18 protein-coding genes and 1 tRNA gene are annotated in these 15,645 nt (G+C 59.8%); 17 read left to right on the forward strand and 2 right to left on the reverse strand.

The genetic code is table 11. From position 1 onward, the window contains the following. Positions 1 to 212: 212 nt before the first annotated feature. A tRNA-Leu gene (locus PspCFBP13528_RS21245) sits at positions 213 to 297 on the reverse strand. A 108-nt stretch (positions 298 to 405) separates the two neighbouring features. On the opposite strand from PspCFBP13528_RS21245, the gene queA reads away from it, so the two are divergent. From queA to PspCFBP13528_RS21275, 6 genes are all read left to right on the forward strand, one after another. Further along, the gene (gene queA, locus PspCFBP13528_RS21250; protein ID WP_065951245.1) at positions 406 to 1,455 is read left to right on the forward strand and encodes a tRNA preQ1(34) S-adenosylmethionine ribosyltransferase-isomerase QueA; all 1,050 of its coding nucleotides are present in this window, start codon (positions 406 to 408) and stop codon (positions 1,453 to 1,455) included. Between the two features lie 5 nt (positions 1,456 to 1,460). Then, a complete protein-coding gene (tgt, locus tag PspCFBP13528_RS21255; RefSeq protein ID WP_162303237.1) occupies positions 1,461 to 2,576 on the forward strand; it encodes a tRNA guanosine(34) transglycosylase Tgt in 1,116 nt (371 codons plus the stop codon). Positions 2,577 to 2,619: 43 nt separating this feature from the next. Next, entirely contained in the window at positions 2,620 to 2,958 is a 339-nt protein-coding gene (gene yajC, locus PspCFBP13528_RS21260) for a preprotein translocase subunit YajC (protein ID WP_003175975.1), read from the forward strand. 62 nt (positions 2,959 to 3,020) lie between these two features. Further along, entirely contained in the window at positions 3,021 to 4,889 is a 1,869-nt protein-coding gene (secD, locus tag PspCFBP13528_RS21265; RefSeq protein WP_101219694.1) for a protein translocase subunit SecD, read from the forward strand. A 9-nt stretch (positions 4,890 to 4,898) separates the two neighbouring features. Next, on the forward strand, positions 4,899 to 5,813 hold the full coding sequence (gene secF, locus PspCFBP13528_RS21270) for a protein translocase subunit SecF (protein ID WP_065892375.1): 915 nt from the start codon (positions 4,899 to 4,901) through the stop codon (positions 5,811 to 5,813). A 122-nt stretch (positions 5,814 to 5,935) separates the two neighbouring features. Further along, positions 5,936 to 6,478, forward strand: a complete 543-nt coding sequence (locus PspCFBP13528_RS21275) for a glycine zipper 2TM domain-containing protein (RefSeq protein ID WP_005791197.1) — start codon at positions 5,936 to 5,938, stop codon at positions 6,476 to 6,478. 221 nt (positions 6,479 to 6,699) lie between these two features. Here PspCFBP13528_RS21275 and suhB read toward each other — a convergent pair whose 3' ends face one another. Further along, a complete protein-coding gene (gene suhB, locus PspCFBP13528_RS21280; RefSeq protein ID WP_003175971.1) occupies positions 6,700 to 7,515 on the reverse strand; it encodes an inositol-phosphate phosphatase in 816 nt (271 codons plus the stop codon). A gap of 145 nt (positions 7,516 to 7,660) precedes the next feature. Between suhB and trmJ the strand changes: the two genes are divergently transcribed. The 11 genes from trmJ to ndk all read left to right on the forward strand — a co-directional run bounded on the left by trmJ (position 7,661) and on the right by ndk (position 15,636). After that, positions 7,661 to 8,431, forward strand: a complete 771-nt coding sequence (gene trmJ / locus PspCFBP13528_RS21285; protein WP_065951247.1) for a tRNA (cytosine(32)/uridine(32)-2'-O)-methyltransferase TrmJ — start codon at positions 7,661 to 7,663, stop codon at positions 8,429 to 8,431. A 2-nt stretch (positions 8,432 to 8,433) separates the two neighbouring features. Then, complete coding sequence (gene cysE / locus PspCFBP13528_RS21290) at positions 8,434 to 9,216, forward strand: serine O-acetyltransferase (RefSeq protein WP_065951248.1); 783 nt, start codon at positions 8,434 to 8,436, stop codon at positions 9,214 to 9,216. 301 nt (positions 9,217 to 9,517) lie between these two features. Next, on the forward strand, positions 9,518 to 10,009 hold the full coding sequence (iscR, locus tag PspCFBP13528_RS21295; RefSeq protein ID WP_003194020.1) for a Fe-S cluster assembly transcriptional regulator IscR: 492 nt from the start codon (positions 9,518 to 9,520) through the stop codon (positions 10,007 to 10,009). Positions 10,010 to 10,059: 50 nt separating this feature from the next. Then, positions 10,060 to 11,274, forward strand: a complete 1,215-nt coding sequence (locus PspCFBP13528_RS21300; protein ID WP_065951249.1) for an IscS subfamily cysteine desulfurase — start codon at positions 10,060 to 10,062, stop codon at positions 11,272 to 11,274. 99 nt (positions 11,275 to 11,373) lie between these two features. Continuing rightward, positions 11,374 to 11,760 (forward strand): Fe-S cluster assembly scaffold IscU, encoded by a 387-nt coding sequence (gene iscU, locus PspCFBP13528_RS21305; protein WP_003175965.1) that lies wholly within the window; start codon positions 11,374 to 11,376, stop codon positions 11,758 to 11,760. 28 nt (positions 11,761 to 11,788) lie between these two features. Then, complete coding sequence (gene iscA / locus PspCFBP13528_RS21310) at positions 11,789 to 12,112, forward strand: iron-sulfur cluster assembly protein IscA (RefSeq protein ID WP_003175963.1); 324 nt, start codon at positions 11,789 to 11,791, stop codon at positions 12,110 to 12,112. A gap of 8 nt (positions 12,113 to 12,120) precedes the next feature. Next, a complete protein-coding gene (gene hscB, locus PspCFBP13528_RS21315) occupies positions 12,121 to 12,642 on the forward strand; it encodes a co-chaperone HscB (RefSeq protein WP_065892372.1) in 522 nt (173 codons plus the stop codon). 53 nt (positions 12,643 to 12,695) lie between these two features. Beyond that, on the forward strand, positions 12,696 to 14,558 hold the full coding sequence (hscA, locus tag PspCFBP13528_RS21320) for a Fe-S protein assembly chaperone HscA (protein WP_137201441.1): 1,863 nt from the start codon (positions 12,696 to 12,698) through the stop codon (positions 14,556 to 14,558). Between the two features lie 3 nt (positions 14,559 to 14,561). Beyond that, the gene (gene fdx, locus PspCFBP13528_RS21325) at positions 14,562 to 14,903 is read left to right on the forward strand and encodes an ISC system 2Fe-2S type ferredoxin (protein WP_003175958.1); all 342 of its coding nucleotides are present in this window, start codon (positions 14,562 to 14,564) and stop codon (positions 14,901 to 14,903) included. 14 nt (positions 14,904 to 14,917) lie between these two features. After that, positions 14,918 to 15,118 carry a Fe-S cluster assembly protein IscX gene (gene iscX / locus PspCFBP13528_RS21330; protein ID WP_032879605.1) on the forward strand — a complete coding sequence of 67 codons (201 nt, stop codon included), beginning with the start codon at positions 14,918 to 14,920 and terminating at the stop codon, positions 15,116 to 15,118. Between the two features lie 92 nt (positions 15,119 to 15,210). Continuing rightward, on the forward strand, positions 15,211 to 15,636 hold the full coding sequence (ndk, locus tag PspCFBP13528_RS21335; protein ID WP_003175956.1) for a nucleoside-diphosphate kinase: 426 nt from the start codon (positions 15,211 to 15,213) through the stop codon (positions 15,634 to 15,636). Positions 15,637 to 15,645 lie beyond the last annotated feature (9 nt).

Here is a 15,645-nt window from a genome sequence, read left to right on the forward strand (position 1 = left end):
TCGAATAAGATTTACGCATAACCAAACACCTCAGATTTGGGCGCTATCATAGCGCCCGATTGAAGTGTCCAAAATCATTAGGCCAGTTCAAGCCAGCTCCCACATTTGGATCGTGTTTCAGGTTGGAAGTGGGCGGTGTGGGATGAATCCGCTGGTGCCACTTTTCTACAGACGAAAAAAAAGACCTTGAATTTCAAGGTCTTTTTTTAAGATGGTGCCCCGAGGGAGAATCGAACTCCCACTTCTTTCGAAAACGGATTTTGAATCCGCCGCGTCTACCAATTCCGCCATCAGGGCTCAATGGCGGCGAAGTATAGAGATGAGATTACCGTTGGTCAATCACGTTTCATGGTCAATTTTGACTATTTCCGCTAGACTTCCCGGCCCTGCTAGACGAACCCCATCATGCGCGTTGCTGACTTTACTTTTGAGCTCCCTGATTCGCTGATCGCTCGCCACCCTTTGGCCGAGCGTCGCGCCAGTCGACTGCTGACCCTGGACGGGCCGAGCGGTGCCCTTGCACACCGTCAATTCACTGATTTGCTTGAGCATTTGCGCCCGGGCGATTTGATGGTGTTCAACAATACCCGGGTGATTCCGGCGCGGCTGTTTGGCCAGAAAGCTTCCGGCGGCAAGCTGGAAATTCTGGTGGAACGGGTGCTGGACAGCCATCGCGTGCTGGCCCATGTGCGCTCCAGCAAGTCGCCGAAACCGGGGTCGAGCATCCTGATTGATGGCGGTGGCGAGGCCGAGATGGTCGCGCGCCATGATGCGTTGTTCGAGCTCAGGTTTGCCGAAGAGGTGTTGCCGCTGCTGGAGCGTGTCGGCCATATGCCGTTGCCTCCTTATATAGACCGCCCCGACGAAGACGCGGACCGCGAGCGCTATCAGACGGTGTACTCGCAGCGCCTCGGTGCCGTTGCGGCGCCGACGGCGGGGCTGCATTTCGACCAGATGCTGCTGGATGCGATTGCCGCCAAGGGCGTCGAAACCGCCTATGTGACCCTGCACGTGGGGGCCGGGACGTTTCAGCCGGTGCGTGTGGAGAACATCGAAGACCATCATATGCACAGCGAATGGCTGGAAGTCGGCCAGGACGTGGTGGATGCGGTCAATGCGTGCAAGGCGCGCGGTGGGCGGGTGGTGGCGGTGGGCACCACCAGCGTGCGCTCGCTTGAAAGCGCGGCGCGCGATGGTGTGCTCAAGCCGTTCAGTGGCGATACCGATATCTTTATTTTCCCGGGCCGGCCGTTTCATGTGGTCGATTGCCTGGTCACCAACTTTCATTTGCCGGAATCCACGCTGTTGATGCTGGTGTCGGCCTTTGCCGGTTACCCGGAAACCATGGCGGCTTATCAAGCGGCCATTGCCAACGAGTACCGCTTTTTCAGCTACGGTGATGCGATGTTCATCACCCGTAACCCGGCGCCGCGCGGCCCTGAGGACAACTTATGAGTCGTATGTCGTTTGAACTGCTGGCCACCGACGGCAAGGCCCGTCGTGGTCGCCTGACTTTCCCGCGCGGCACCGTGGAGACCCCGGCGTTCATGCCGGTCGGCACCTACGGCACCGTCAAGGGCATGCTGCCCCGTGACATCGTCGCCACCGGCGCCGAGATCATCCTCGGCAACACCTTCCACCTGTGGCTGCGCCCGGGCACGGAAGTGATCAAGAAGCACGGCGACCTGCATGACTTCATGAAGTGGCAAGGCCCGATCCTCACCGACTCCGGTGGTTTCCAGGTGTTCAGCCTGGGCGCCATGCGCAAGATCAAGGAGGAGGGCGTGACCTTCGCCTCGCCGGTGGACGGCTCCAAAGTGTTCATGGGCCCGGAAGAGTCGATGCAGGTGCAGCGCGACTTGGGCTCGGACATCGTGATGATTTTTGACGAGTGCACGCCGTACCCGGCTGACGAAGACGTGGCGCGCATCTCCATGGAACTGTCCCTGCGTTGGGCCCAGCGTTCGAAGAATGCCCACGGTGACAACACCGCGGCGCTGTTCGGCATTGTGCAGGGCGGCATGCATGAAAGCCTGCGCAAACGCTCGCTGGAAGGTCTGGACAAGATCGGCTTCGACGGCCTGGCCATCGGCGGTTTGTCGGTGGGCGAGCCCAAGCACGAGATGATCAAGGTGCTCGATTACCTGCCGGGCCTGATGCCCGCAGAAAAACCTCGTTACCTTATGGGCGTTGGCAAACCGGAAGATCTCGTAGAGGGTGTGCGCCGCGGTGTGGACATGTTCGATTGCGTGATGCCAACCCGTAATGCCCGCAATGGGCATCTGTTCATCGATACAGGCGTGCTGAAGATCCGTAACGCGTTCCATCGCCATGATGATTCGCCGCTCGATCCAACCTGCGATTGCTACACCTGCCAGAACTTCTCTCGTGCTTATCTGCACCATCTGGACAAGTGCGGGGAAATGCTGGGTAGCATGTTGAATACCATCCACAATTTGCGTCACTACCAAGTCCTGATGGCTGGTTTGCGCGAGGCTATTCAACAGGGTACATTGGCCGCCTTCGTCGATGCCTTCTATGCCAAGCGCGGGCTCCCTGTGCCGCCCTTGGACTGAGTTTCCCGACCCTAAGATTCACTATTTGCAACTGGAGTGCTAAATGAGCTTTTTTATCTCTAACGCCATGGCTGACGCCGCCGCGCCTGCTGCTGCCGGCCCGATGGGCGGTGGTTTCGAGTGGATTTTCCTGGTCGGCTTCCTGGTCATCTTCTACCTGATGATCTGGCGTCCACAGGCCAAGCGCGCCAAAGAGCAGAAGAACCTGCTGGGCAGCCTGCAGAAAGGCGACGAAGTCGTGACCACTGGCGGTATCGCCGGCAAGATCACCAAGGTTTCCGATGCTTTCGTGGTTCTGGAAGTCTCCGACACCGTGGAAATGAAGTTCCAGAAGGGCGCCATCGCCGCCACGCTGCCAAAAGGCACGCTCAAAGCGATCTGAGTAACAACCTTTACCAATCGACGGGGCGCGCAAGGCGCCCCGCGTTATAAGCGGGCGGCGTGATGCTGAACAAATACCCTCTGTGGAAATACGTACTGATCCTGGCGGTGCTGGCGATCGGTTTTATTTATTCCGCTCCCAATCTCTATCCTGATGACCCGGCGATCCAGATCTCTGGCGCCAGCACTTCGCTGCAGGTCAATCAGGCTGATCTGGAACGCGCGAGCAAAGCGCTGACTGACGCGGGCATCCAGGTTAAAGCGGCAACCTTGGCAGCTGGTTCCAAAGGCGGCTTGTTGCGCCTGACCAAGCAAGAAGACCAATTGCCGGCCAAGGACGTCGTACGCAAGGTCATGGGTGACGACTATGTTGTCGCGCTGAACCTGGCACAGACCACGCCACAATGGCTGCGCAGCATTGGCGCGCACCCGATGAAGCTGGGTCTGGACTTGTCCGGTGGTGTGCACTTCCTGCTGGAAGTCGACATGGACAAAGCCCTCGACGCACGCCTGAAAGTGTATGAAGGCGACGTCAAGAGCCTGCTGCGCAAAGAGAAGCTGCGGTATCGCAGCCTGCCGCAGCTCAACGGTGCCATCCAGCTGGGTTTTGCTGACGAAGCGTCCCGCGAACAGGCTCGTACGCTGATCCGCAAGAGCTTCAACGATTTCGACATCGTACCGGCCGACCTCAATGGTCAGGCGGTGCTGCGTCTGGCGATGAGCCCGGCCAAGATCGCGGAAATCCGCGAATACTCCATCAAGCAGAACTTGACCACGGTGCGTAACCGCGTCAACGAACTGGGTGTGGCCGAGCCGATCGTGCAGCGCCAGGGCGCCAACCGCATCGTGGTTGAACTGCCGGGCGTGCAGGACACCGCTGAAGCCAAGCGTATCCTGGGTAAAACCGCCAACCTGGAATTCCGCCTCGCGGCTGAGCCGGGTGCTACCCGTGCGACTTCCGAAGAGTTCGAGTTCCGTGAAGGCAACCGTCCTCCAGCCCTGATCGAGCGTGGCCTGATCATCACCGGTGACCAGGTCACCGATGCCAAGGCTGGTTTCGGCGAGCACGGCACGCCTGAAGTGAACATCCGCCTGGATGGCCACGGCGGCGAACTGATGAGCCGCGCCACGCGCAGCAACGTCGGTCGCAGCATGGCGGTGATCTTCATCGAGCAGCGCCCGGTTACCACCTACACCAAGCAGATGGTCAACGGCGTCGAGAAAGACGTGCCGGTACAGACCTTCAAGGAAGAGAAGAAGATCATCAGCCTGGCGACCATCCAGTCGCCGCTGGGTGCGCAATTCCGTATCACTGGTTTGAACGGCCAGGGCGAATCCTCGGAACTGGCCCTGCTGCTGCGTGCCGGTGGCCTGGCGGCGCCGATGTACTTCGCTGAAGAGCGCACCATCGGCCCGAGCCTGGGTGCCGACAACATTACCAAGGGTGTCGATGCGGCGCTGTGGGGCATGTTGTTCGTGTCGCTGTTCATCATCGCCATCTATCGCTTCTTCGGCGTGATCGCCACCGTTGCCCTGGCGGGCAACATGGTCATGCTGCTGGCGCTGATGTCGCTGCTGGGCGCCACGCTGACCCTGCCGGGTATCGCCGGTATCGTCCTCACCATGGGTATGGCGGTGGACGCCAACGTGCTGATCTTCTCGCGGATCCGTGAAGAGATCGCGGCGGGCATGACCGTACAGCGTGCAATCAACGAAGGCTTCGGCCGGGCATTTACCGCGATTCTCGACTCCAACCTGACCACCTTGCTGGTCGGCGGGATTCTCTTTGCCATGGGCACCGGCCCGGTCAAAGGTTTTGCGGTGACCATGTCCCTCGGTATCTTTACCTCGATGTTCACGGCCATCATGGTGACCCGCGCAATGGTCAACCTGATCTTTGGCGGGCGTGACTTCAAGAAGTTGTGGATTTAAGGGGCTGCCATGTTACGTACAATCAACTTCATGGGCGTTCGCAACGTTGCGTTCGGCGTCACCGTGCTCCTTACCGTTCTGGCGTTGTTCAGCTGGTTCCATAAGGGCCTGAACTACGGTCTGGACTTTACCGGCGGTACGCTCATCGAGCTGACCTACGAGAAGCCGGCCGACGTCACCCTGGTACGCGATGAGCTGGTCAAGGCCGGCTATCACGAGGCGGTGGTGCAGAGCTTCGGCGCCACTACCGACTTGCTGGTGCGCATGCCTGGCGAAGACCCGCAACTGGGTCACCAGGTGGCCGAGGCCTTGCAGAAGGTCGGCGGCGACAACCCGGCCTCGGTCAAGCGCGTAGAGTTCGTCGGCCCGCAAGTGGGTGAAGAACTGCGCGACCAGGGCGGCCTCGGCATGCTGATGGCGCTGGTCGGCATCATGATCTACCTGGCCTTCCGCTTTCAGTGGAAATTCGGGGTCGGCGCCATTGTGTCGCTGATCCACGACGTGATCGTGACCGTGGGTATCCTGGCGTACTTCCAGATCACGTTCGATCTGACCGTATTGGCGGCTGTGCTGGCGATCATTGGTTACTCGCTCAACGACACCATCGTGGTATTCGACCGGGTTCGTGAGAACTTCCGTGTACTGCGCAAGGCCACGTTGATCGAGAACATCAACATCTCCACCACCCAGACCCTGCTGCGGACCATGGCGACGTCGATCTCCACCTTGCTGGCGATCGCGGCGCTGATGATCTTCGGTGGCGACAACCTGTGGGGCTTCTCCCTGGCGCTGTTCATCGGCGTTCTGGCGGGTACCTACTCGTCGATCTATATCGCCAACGTGGTACTGATCTGGCTGAACCTCAACAGCGAAGACCTGATTCCTCCGGCCAGCACTGGCAAGGAGGTCGACGACCGTCCTTGATGGGCGTTTGTTGATCGGCGGTACAAGAAAGGCACGAGATTGAACTCGTGCCTTTTTTTTGGCTCCAAGGCTGGGTATAGCGCGGATCTTTCGGTCCGCTTGTGATGGTCAGGAGGTTCAACGTGAACAAGTCGTTGCTGGTTGGTGCGGTATTGGGTGCTGTCGGTGTGACTGCCGGGGGCGCTGTTGCCACCTACAGCCTGGTAAAAAGCGGCCCTGAGTATGCGCAAGTACTGGCGGTACAGCCGGTAAAAACCCAGATCAAAACCCCGCGTGAGGTCTGCAAGGACGTCACCGTGACCCGGCAGCGTCCGGTGCAGGATCAGCATCAAATCGCCGGTACCGTCGTAGGCGCGCTGGCAGGCGGCCTGCTCGGCAACCAGATCGGTGGCGGGAACGGCAAGAAGCTGGCAACGGTCGCCGGTGCGGTCGGTGGCGGTTACGCGGGTAACAAGGTTCAGGAAGGTATGCAGAACCGCGATACCTACACCACTACCCAGACTCGCTGTAACACCGTGAACGACATCAGCGACAAGGTTGTTGGCTATGACGTGCGTTACAACCTGGATGGCAAGGAAGGTACTGTGCGTATGGAGCGTGATCCAGGCGGCCAGATTCCAGTGGACAAGGAAGGGCGTCTGATCCTGGGCCAGAACCAGCAGTAATCCCAGGTTTGGAACAGATTCAAAACCTGTGCAGTTCAAAATGTGGGAGGGGGCTTGCCCCCGATAGCGGTGGACCAGTCAGCTGGTTATTTGCTGACCCACTGCCATCGGGGGCAAGCCCCCTCCCACATTTGATCTGTATTGCTGCTGATGGCTGGGGCTGGCTCAAATCCCAGGCATAAAAAAAGCACCCCTCGGGGTGCTTTTTTGTGCTCGCTCGCTTAACGCTTCAGCGAAGCCGGCAGATGCGGCTGGATCGCCGTCAGCACTGCCTTGAAGCATTTGGTGTTGCCGGCAACGACGTGGCCTTTCTCCAGGAAGTCGTGCCCGCCGGTGAAGTCGCTCACCAGGCCGCCAGCTTCCTGAATCAGCAGGGCGCCCGCAGCCATGTCCCACTCGGACAGGCCCGACTCCCAGAATGCGTCAAAACGACCGGCGGCCACGTAGGCCAGGTCCAGGCTCGCTGCGCCAGCGCGACGGATGCCTGCAGTCTGGCCAACCAGGGCGCGGAACATGCCCAGGTAGTTTTCCAGGTTGTCCATCTGGTCGTCACGGAACGGGAAGCCGGTGCCCAGCAGGGCGCCGTCCAGGCTGGTGCGGCCGCTGACACGCAGGCGGCGACCATTGAGCTGGGCGCCACGGCCACGGCTGGCGGTGAATTCTTCCTGGCGGACCGGGTCCAGAACTACGGCGTGTTCCAGGCGGCCACGGTATTTGCAGGCAATGCTTACGGCAAAGTGCGGGATGCCGCGCAGGAAGTTGGTGGTGCCATCCAGTGGGTCGATGATCCACAGGTAGTCTTCGCCTTCGCCGCTGCCTTTGTGCAGGCCGGTTTCTTCACCGAGGATGCCGTGGGTAGGGTAGGCCTTGCGCAGGGCATCGATGATTTTCTGTTCGGCGGCGCGATCCACCTCGGATACATAATCCTTGGCGTCTTTTTCATCGACCTTGATGGTATCCAGGCGCTCGATGGAGCGGAAGATCAATTCACTGGCGCTGCGGGCGGCGCGCAGCGCGATATTCAGCATGGGCTGCATGGATAGGTCACCTAAGGTTGTTAAAGAAAGCCGGGCAGTTTAGCAGAAACTTTCTTCAGGTGAAGGGCGACGTTAGCTTTCGTGGCATAACCCTGGGCGCTTCTGTAAGATTTGCTCCCCTTTCCCGTGTCCGAGAGCGCCTCCCTTGCTGCAAAACATCCGTGTCGTTTTGGTCAATACCAGTCATCCCGGCAACATCGGTGGGGTGGCGCGAGCCATGAAAAACATGGGGCTGACGCGGCTGGTGCTGGTCGAGCCACGTGTGTTTCCGCACCATGAGGCCGATGCCCGCGCATCCGGCGCCAATGACATCCTGGAAAACGCCCAGGTTGTCGCCACCCTGGAAGACGCCCTGGTCGGCTGCAATCTGGTGCTCGGCACCAGTGCCCGCGACCGCCGCATTCCCTGGCCGCTGCTGGACCCGCGTGAGTGCGGCACCAAAGTGGTGGAAGAGGCGGCCGGTGGCGCAGAAATCGCCCTGGTATTTGGCCGTGAAGACTCCGGCCTGACCAATGAAGAGCTGCAGCGATGTCATTACCACGTGCACATTCCATCAGACCCTGAGTTCAGTTCGCTGAACCTGGGTGCGGCGGTGCAGGTGCTGACTTACGAAGTGCGCATGGCCTGGCTGGCGGCTGAAGGCCAGCCGAGCAAGATGGAGAAGGACGAAGTGGCGTCGACCAAAAGTGGCGAGCTGGCCACAATGGACGAGCTGGAGCGGTTCTATGAGCACCTGGAGCACACCCTGGTGGCCATCGAGTTCCTCGATCCTGAAAAACCACGGCACTTGATGGCGCGCCTGCGCCGCCTTTACGGACGCAGCTCGGTCAGCCGGGCGGAAATGAATATATTGCGTGGCATCCTCACGGAGACCCAGAAAGCGGCCCGTGGCGAGCTCCTTAAGCGGAAGGATTAAAGATGTTCGAGCGTTTGCGAGAAGATATCCAGAGTGTTTTCCACCGGGACCCGGCGGCGCGCAACGCCTTTGAAGTGCTGACCTGCTACCCGGGCATGCACGCGATCTGGATTCACCGCCTGTCCGGCGCCTTGTGGGGCATGGGGTGGAAATGGCTGGCACGGCTGGTGTCGAACTTCGGGCGCTGGCTGACCGGGATCGAAATTCACCCGGGCGCCAAGGTCGGTCGTCGCTTCTTTATCGACCATGGCATGGGCATCGTGATTGGCGAGACCGCCGAGATTGGCGATGACGTAACGCTCTATCAGGGTGTCACCCTGGGCGGTACCACCTGGAATAAAGGCAAGCGCCACCCGACGCTGGGCGACGGCGTGGTGGTGGGCGCAGGTGCCAAGGTGCTTGGTCCGTTCACTGTGGGCGCCGGCGCCAAAGTCGGCTCCAATGCCGTGGTCACCAAGGCAGTGCCGCCCGGCGCGACGGTGGTGGGTATTCCTGGTCGGATCATCGTCAAGCCGGAAGTCGGCGACGAGCAGGAGGCCAAGCGCAAGGCCATGGCCGAGAAGATCGGCTTCGATGCCTATGGCGTCAGTGAAGACATGCCTGACCCGGTGGCGCGTGCCATTGGCCAGTTGCTTGATCACCTGCAAGCGGTGGATGGCAAGCTGGAGGGCATGTGTGGCGCACTGAAGGACTTGGGCAGCCCGTACTGCGCCAAAGACCTTCCTGAGCTGCGCGAAGAAGACTTCGCCGAGATCAAGGACGAAGCCGCTACCAAGGCAAGCTGAGATCTCGGAATCACCAGAGATCCCCTGTGGGAGGGGGCTTGCCCCCGATGGCGGTTGATCAGCCGGCCTATTTGGCAACTGACCTACCGCTATCGCAGGCAAGCCCCCTCCCACATTTGACCTTTGTTGTGCCTGGCATCGCTGGTTGTCCGGTGCCGCTGTTCGACCCCGGCCCAGCCTGCTATGATTCGCGCGCCCTTTTTACGGGTAATCCTGACTAAAGTACTAGGTCTTATAGTTGACTTAAATACTCGGGAATCGCATACTTGCTCCCATTCTGAAACACCTTGGTACCTTGTCCATGAGACTGACTACAAAAGGCCGATACGCGGTGACTGCCATGCTTGACCTGGCTTTGCACGCGCAAACTGGGCCGGTGTCCCTGGCCGATATCTCCGAGCGCCAAGGCATTTCCCTGTCCTACCTCGAGCAGCTGTTCGCCAAATTGCGCCGCAGCAACCTGGTTTCCAGCGTGAGAGGGCCAGGTGGCGGCTATCAATTGTCCCGCGATATGCAGGGCATCCAGGTAGCCCAGGTGATCGACGCGGTCAACGAATCCGTCGATGCGACCAAATGCCAGGGCCTGGGTGATTGCCACGCCGGCGACACCTGCCTGACGCACCACTTGTGGTGTGACTTGAGCCTGCAGATCCATGAGTTTTTGAGTGGTATCAGCTTGGCTGATCTTGTGACTCGCCGTGAGGTGCAAGAAGTAGCCCAGCGTCAGGACCAGCGCCGTTGCAACACCAAGGCGCCGCGTCTGGACAAGATCGAAGCGTCCGCCGTCGAGTGACAGCCGCAGAGCTAACGGCACGCCAGCCAGCCTGATTTAGGAGAAAGTCCATGAAATTGCCGATTTACCTTGATTACTCAGCGACCACCCCGGTTGATCCGCGTGTCGCGCAAAAGATGAGTGAATGCCTGCTGGTTGACGGAAACTTCGGCAACCCGGCCTCCCGTTCCCACGTGTTCGGCTGGAAAGCCGAGGAAGCGGTCGAGAACGCTCGTCGTCAGGTCGCCGACCTGGTGGGCGCCGACCCGCGCGAAATCGTCTGGACCTCCGGTGCCACCGAGTCCGACAACCTGGCAATCAAGGGCGCGGCGCATTTCTACGCGACCAAAGGCAAGCACCTGATCACCACCAAGATTGAGCACAAGGCTGTCCTCGACACCATGCGCCAACTGGAACGTGAAGGTTTCGAGGTCACCTACCTCGAGCCGACCACAGACGGTATCGTCACTCCGGCCATGATCGAAGCGGCGCTGCGTGAAGACACCATCCTGGTTTCCGTGATCCACGTGAACAACGAAATCGGCACGATCAACGATATTGAAGCGATCGGCGAACTGACCCGTTCCAAGGGCATCCTGCTGCACGTCGACGCCGCTCAGTCCACCGGCAAGGTCGAGATCGACCTGTCCAAGCTGAAAGTCGACCTGATGTCGTTCTCCGCCCACAAGACCTACGGCCCCAAAGGCATCGGCGCTCTCTACGTAAGCCGCAAGCCGCGCGTACGTATCGAAGCCACCATGCACGGCGGCGGTCACGAGCGCGGCATGCGTTCGGGCACCCTGGCGACCCACCAGATCGTCGGCATGGGCGAAGCCTTCCGCGTAGCCAAGGAAGACATGGCTGCCGAAAACGTGCGCATCAAGGCCCTGAGCGACCGCTTCTACAAGCAGGTCGAGAACCTTGAAGAGCTGTACATCAACGGCAGCATGACGGCTCGTGTACCGCACAACCTGAATTTGAGCTTCAACTACGTCGAAGGCGAGTCGCTGATCATGGCGCTCAAGGACCTGGCGGTTTCGTCCGGTTCGGCCTGCACCTCGGCGTCCCTTGAGCCTTCGTACGTATTGCGTGCCCTGGGCCGCAACGACGAACTGGCACACAGCTCGATCCGCTTTACCTTCGGCCGCTTCACCACTGAAGAGCAAGTCGACTACGCCGCGCAGAAAGTCTGCGAAGCCGTCAACAAGCTGCGCGTTCTGTCGCCGCTGTGGGACATGTACAAAGACGGTGTCGACATTTCCAAGATCGAGTGGGCGGCACACTAAATATAGAAGCCGCCACCCCAGCTCTGTAGCAACGTGGCGGAAAACGCAGGCGTTACTACAGGGTTCCAGAGCGGCCCTGATGAGTGAGGATTCAGTACCATGGCTTACAGCGAAAAGGTCATCGACCACTACGAAAACCCGCGCAACGTCGGCAAGATGAACGCGGAAGACCCTGATGTCGGCACTGGCATGGTCGGCGCTCCGGCGTGCGGCGATGTGATGCGCCTGCAGATCAAGGTCAACGACGCTGGCGTTATCGAAGACGCCAAGTTCAAGACCTACGGCTGCGGTTCGGCCATCGCCTCCAGCTCCCTGGCGACCGAGTGGATGAAAGGCAAGACCCTGGATGAGGCTGTCACCATCAGCAACACCCAGCTGGCCGAAGAACTGGCCCTGCCGCCGGTGAAAATTCACTGCTCCGTACTCGCCGAGGACGCCATCAAGGCGGCCGTTCGCGACTACAAGCAGAAGAAAGGCTTGATCTAAGTATTTGGCGACGAGTAAGGAGTCAACGATGGCTATCAGCATGACAGAAGCGGCTGCGCAGCACATTCGCCGCTCCCTGAATGGGCGCGGTAAAGGTGAGGGGATTCGTCTGGGTGTTCGCACCACGGGCTGTTCCGGCCTTGCCTACGTGCTGGAGTTTGTCGACGAGGTGGTTGCGGAAGACCAGGTGTTCGAAAGTCACGGCGAGAAAGTGATCATCGACCCGAAAAGCCTGACCTACCTGGACGGCACCGAGCTCGATTTCGTCAAGGAAGGGTTGAACGAAGGCTTCAAGTTCAACAACCCCAACGTACGCGGTGAATGTGGCTGCGGCGAAAGCTTCAACATCTGAGGCTTCTTGTGGGTACTCCTTGTCATTTCGCTTTATTCGAGCTGCAGCCGAGCTTTCGGCTGGATCTTGAGCAGCTTGCCACGCGCTATCGAGAATTGGCGCGTGGCGTGCATCCGGACCGCTTCGCCGATGCTTCCGAGCGTGAGCAACGCCTGGCGCTGGAGCAATCGGCCAGCCTCAACGAAGCCTATCAGACGCTCAAAAGCCCCCCGAAACGCGCACGTTATCTACTGGCGATGAAGGGCGGCGAGTTGCCGATGGAAGTCACCGTGCATGACCCGGACTTCCTGATGCAGCAGATGCAATGGCGCGAAGAACTCGAAGACTTGCAGGACGAAGCCGACGTGGCTGGCGTCGCGGTCTTCAAGCGTCGTCTGAAAGCGGCCCAGGATGAGCTCAACGAAAGCTTCGCAGCCTGTTGGGATGATGCTGCGCAACGCGAACAGGCCGAACGCCTGATGCGGCGCATGCAGTTTCTCGACAAGCTCACCTACGAAGTGCGCCAGCTAGAAGAGCGCCTCGACGATTAACCCAGTGTGCTGCCCGTGATGCACGCCTGATAGACAGATAAGACCTGATTACCATGGCTCTACTGCAAATCGCCGAACCCGGCCAAAGCCCTCAACCGCACCAGCGTCGCCTGGCGGTCGGGATTGACCTGGGCACCACCAATTCCCTGGTTGCTGCCGTACGCAGCGGCCTGTCCGAGCCGTTGCCCGATGCCGATGGTCAGGTAATCCTGCCGTCCGCCGTGCGCTATCACCCCGACCGTATCGAAGTGGGTGAGTCAGCCAAGCTGGCGGCGTCTAACGACCCATTGAACACCGTGTTGTCGGTCAAGCGCTTGATGGGTCGTGGCTTGTCCGACGTCAAGCAATTAGGCGACCAACTGCCTTACCGCTTTGTCGGCGGTGAGTCCCATATGCCGTTCATCGACACCGTCCAGGGCCCGAAAAGCCCGGTGGAAGTGTCGGCCGATATCCTCAAGGTGCTGCGCCAGCGTGCGGAAACCACCCTGGGCGGCGAACTCGTGGGCGCGGTGATCACGGTTCCAGCGTATTTCGATGATGCGCAGCGCCAAGCCACCAAGGATGCGGCAAAACTCGCCGGCCTGACCGTGCTGCGCCTGCTGAATGAGCCGACTGCCGCTGCCGTGGCTTACGGCCTGGACCAGCATGCCGAAGGCCTGGTCGCCATTTATGACCTGGGTGGCGGCACCTTTGATATTTCGATCCTGCGCCTGACCGGCGGCGTCTTTGAAGTGCTGGCCACCGGGGGCGACAGCGCTCTGGGCGGCGATGACTTCGACCACGCCATCGCAGGCTGGATCATCAGCAGTGCGGGCTTGTCCGCCGACCTGGACCCAGGCGCCCAGCGCAACTTGCTGCAAACCGCCTGTGCGGCCAAGGAAGCGCTGACCGACGCTGCTACCGTTGAAGTTTCCTACGGTAGCTGGTCGGCCCAGCTGACCCGCGAAGCCTTCGATGCGTTGATCGAACCGATGGTTGCCCGCAGCCTCAAGGCCTGCCGCCGTGCGGTGCGTGATTCCGGTATCGAGTTCGAAGAGGTCGGTGCCGTGGTCATGGTCGGTGGTTCCACCCGTGTTCCTCGGGTTCGCGAGGCGGTTGCCGAAGCCTTTGGTCGCCAACCGCTGACTGAAATCGACCCGGATCAAGTGGTGGCCATCGGTGCTGCGATCCAGGCCGATACCCTGGCCGGCAACAAGCGCGATGGTGGCGAGCTGCTGCTGCTCGACGTGATTCCGTTGTCCCTGGGCCTGGAAACCATGGGCGGCCTGATGGAGAAGGTGATTCCGCGCAACACCACCATTCCCGTCGCCCGCGCTCAGGACTTCACCACTTACAAAGACGGCCAGACGGCCATGATGATCCATGTGCTGCAAGGCGAGCGCGAGCTGATCAGCGACTGCCGCTCCCTGGCGCGTTTTGAATTGCGCGGTATCCCGGCCATGGTGGCGGGCGCGGCGAAGATTCGCGTGACCTTCCAGGTCGACGCCGACGGCCTGCTCAGCGTGGCGGCCCGTGAGCTGGGCTCGGGCGTCGAGGCCAGTATCCAGGTCAAGCCGTCCTATGGGCTGACCGACGGTGAAATCGCCAAAATGCTCAAGGACTCGTTCCAATATGCCGGCGATGACAAGGTCGCCCGCGTGCTGCGTGAGCAGCAAGTCGATGCCCAGCGCCTGCTCGAAGCGGTACAGGGCGCCCTGGATGCCGACGGCGAGCGCTTGCTGGACGCCGAGGAGCGCATGGTCATCGACCTGCAAATGCAGGAGCTGGCCGAACTGATGAAAGGTAACGATGGCTACGCCATCGAGCAGCAGACCAAGCGCCTGTCACAAGTCACCGATGCCTTTGCCGCCCGCCGTATGGACCAGACGGTAAAAGCCGCCCTGGCGGGTCGCAACCTGAATGAAATTGAGGAATAACTGATGCCGCAGGTCATTTTTCTGCCACACGCCGAGCATTGCCCGGACGGTATGGTCGTGGAGGCTGAGACCGGCAAGTCCATCCTTGAGGTCGCCCACGACAACCACATCGAGATTGAAAGTGCCTGCGGCGGTGTGTGCGCGTGCACCACGTGCCACTGCATCATTCGCGAGGGCTTCAACAGCCTTGAAGAGGCTGATGAGCTGGAAGAGGATTTCCTCGACCGCGCCTGGGGCCTGGAAGCGACTTCGCGTCTAAGCTGTCAGGCAAAGGTCGGCACTGAAGACATCACGGTCGAAATCCCGAAATATTCGCTCAACCATGCGGCCGAAGCGCCGCATTGATTCAAGGAACTGTCATGAGCCTGAAATGGGTTGATGTACAAGAAATCGCTATACAACTTGCTGAAGCTCACCCTGAGGTCAATCCTCTTACGGTGAACTTCGTCAAGCTGCGCAACCTCGTAATGGCACTGCCGGATTTTGACGACATCCCGGATCGCGGTGGCGAAAAGGTCCTGGAGGCGATTCAAGGCCTGTGGATCGAAGAAGCAGACTGAGCCGCCTTATTACGCAGTTAGGCAATACCTGATAACCCGCGTATAATTCGCGGGTTTAATTTTTCGTAAATTACCGTTTCTGGAGTTACACCATGGCTGTTCAACGTACTTTCTCCATCATCAAGCCTGACGCTGTTGCAAAAAACGTCATCGGCGAGATCACCACTCGTTTCGAAAAAGCCGGCCTGAAGGTTGTAGCTTCGAAACTCAAGCAACTGTCCAAGGCTGAAGCTGAAGGCTTCTACGCTGAGCACAGCGCCCGTGGCTTCTTCGGCGACCTGGTTGCCTTCATGATCTCCGGTCCTGTTGTTGTTCAGGTGCTGGAAGGCGAGAACGCTATCGCTCTGAACCGTGAACTGATGGGCGCTACTAACCCTAAAGAAGCGGCTGCCGGCACCATTCGTGCTGACTTCGCCGAGTCCATCGACGCCAACGCTGTTCACGGTTCGGACTCCGAAGCCGCTGCTGCTCGCGAAATCTCGTACTTTTTCGCTGCTACTGAAGTAACCGCTCGCTAAGCATCGGCT

The organism is Pseudomonas sp. CFBP13528 (assembly GCF_005233615.1).
GTDB lineage: Bacteria > Pseudomonadota > Gammaproteobacteria > Pseudomonadales > Pseudomonadaceae > Aquipseudomonas > Aquipseudomonas fluorescens_AM.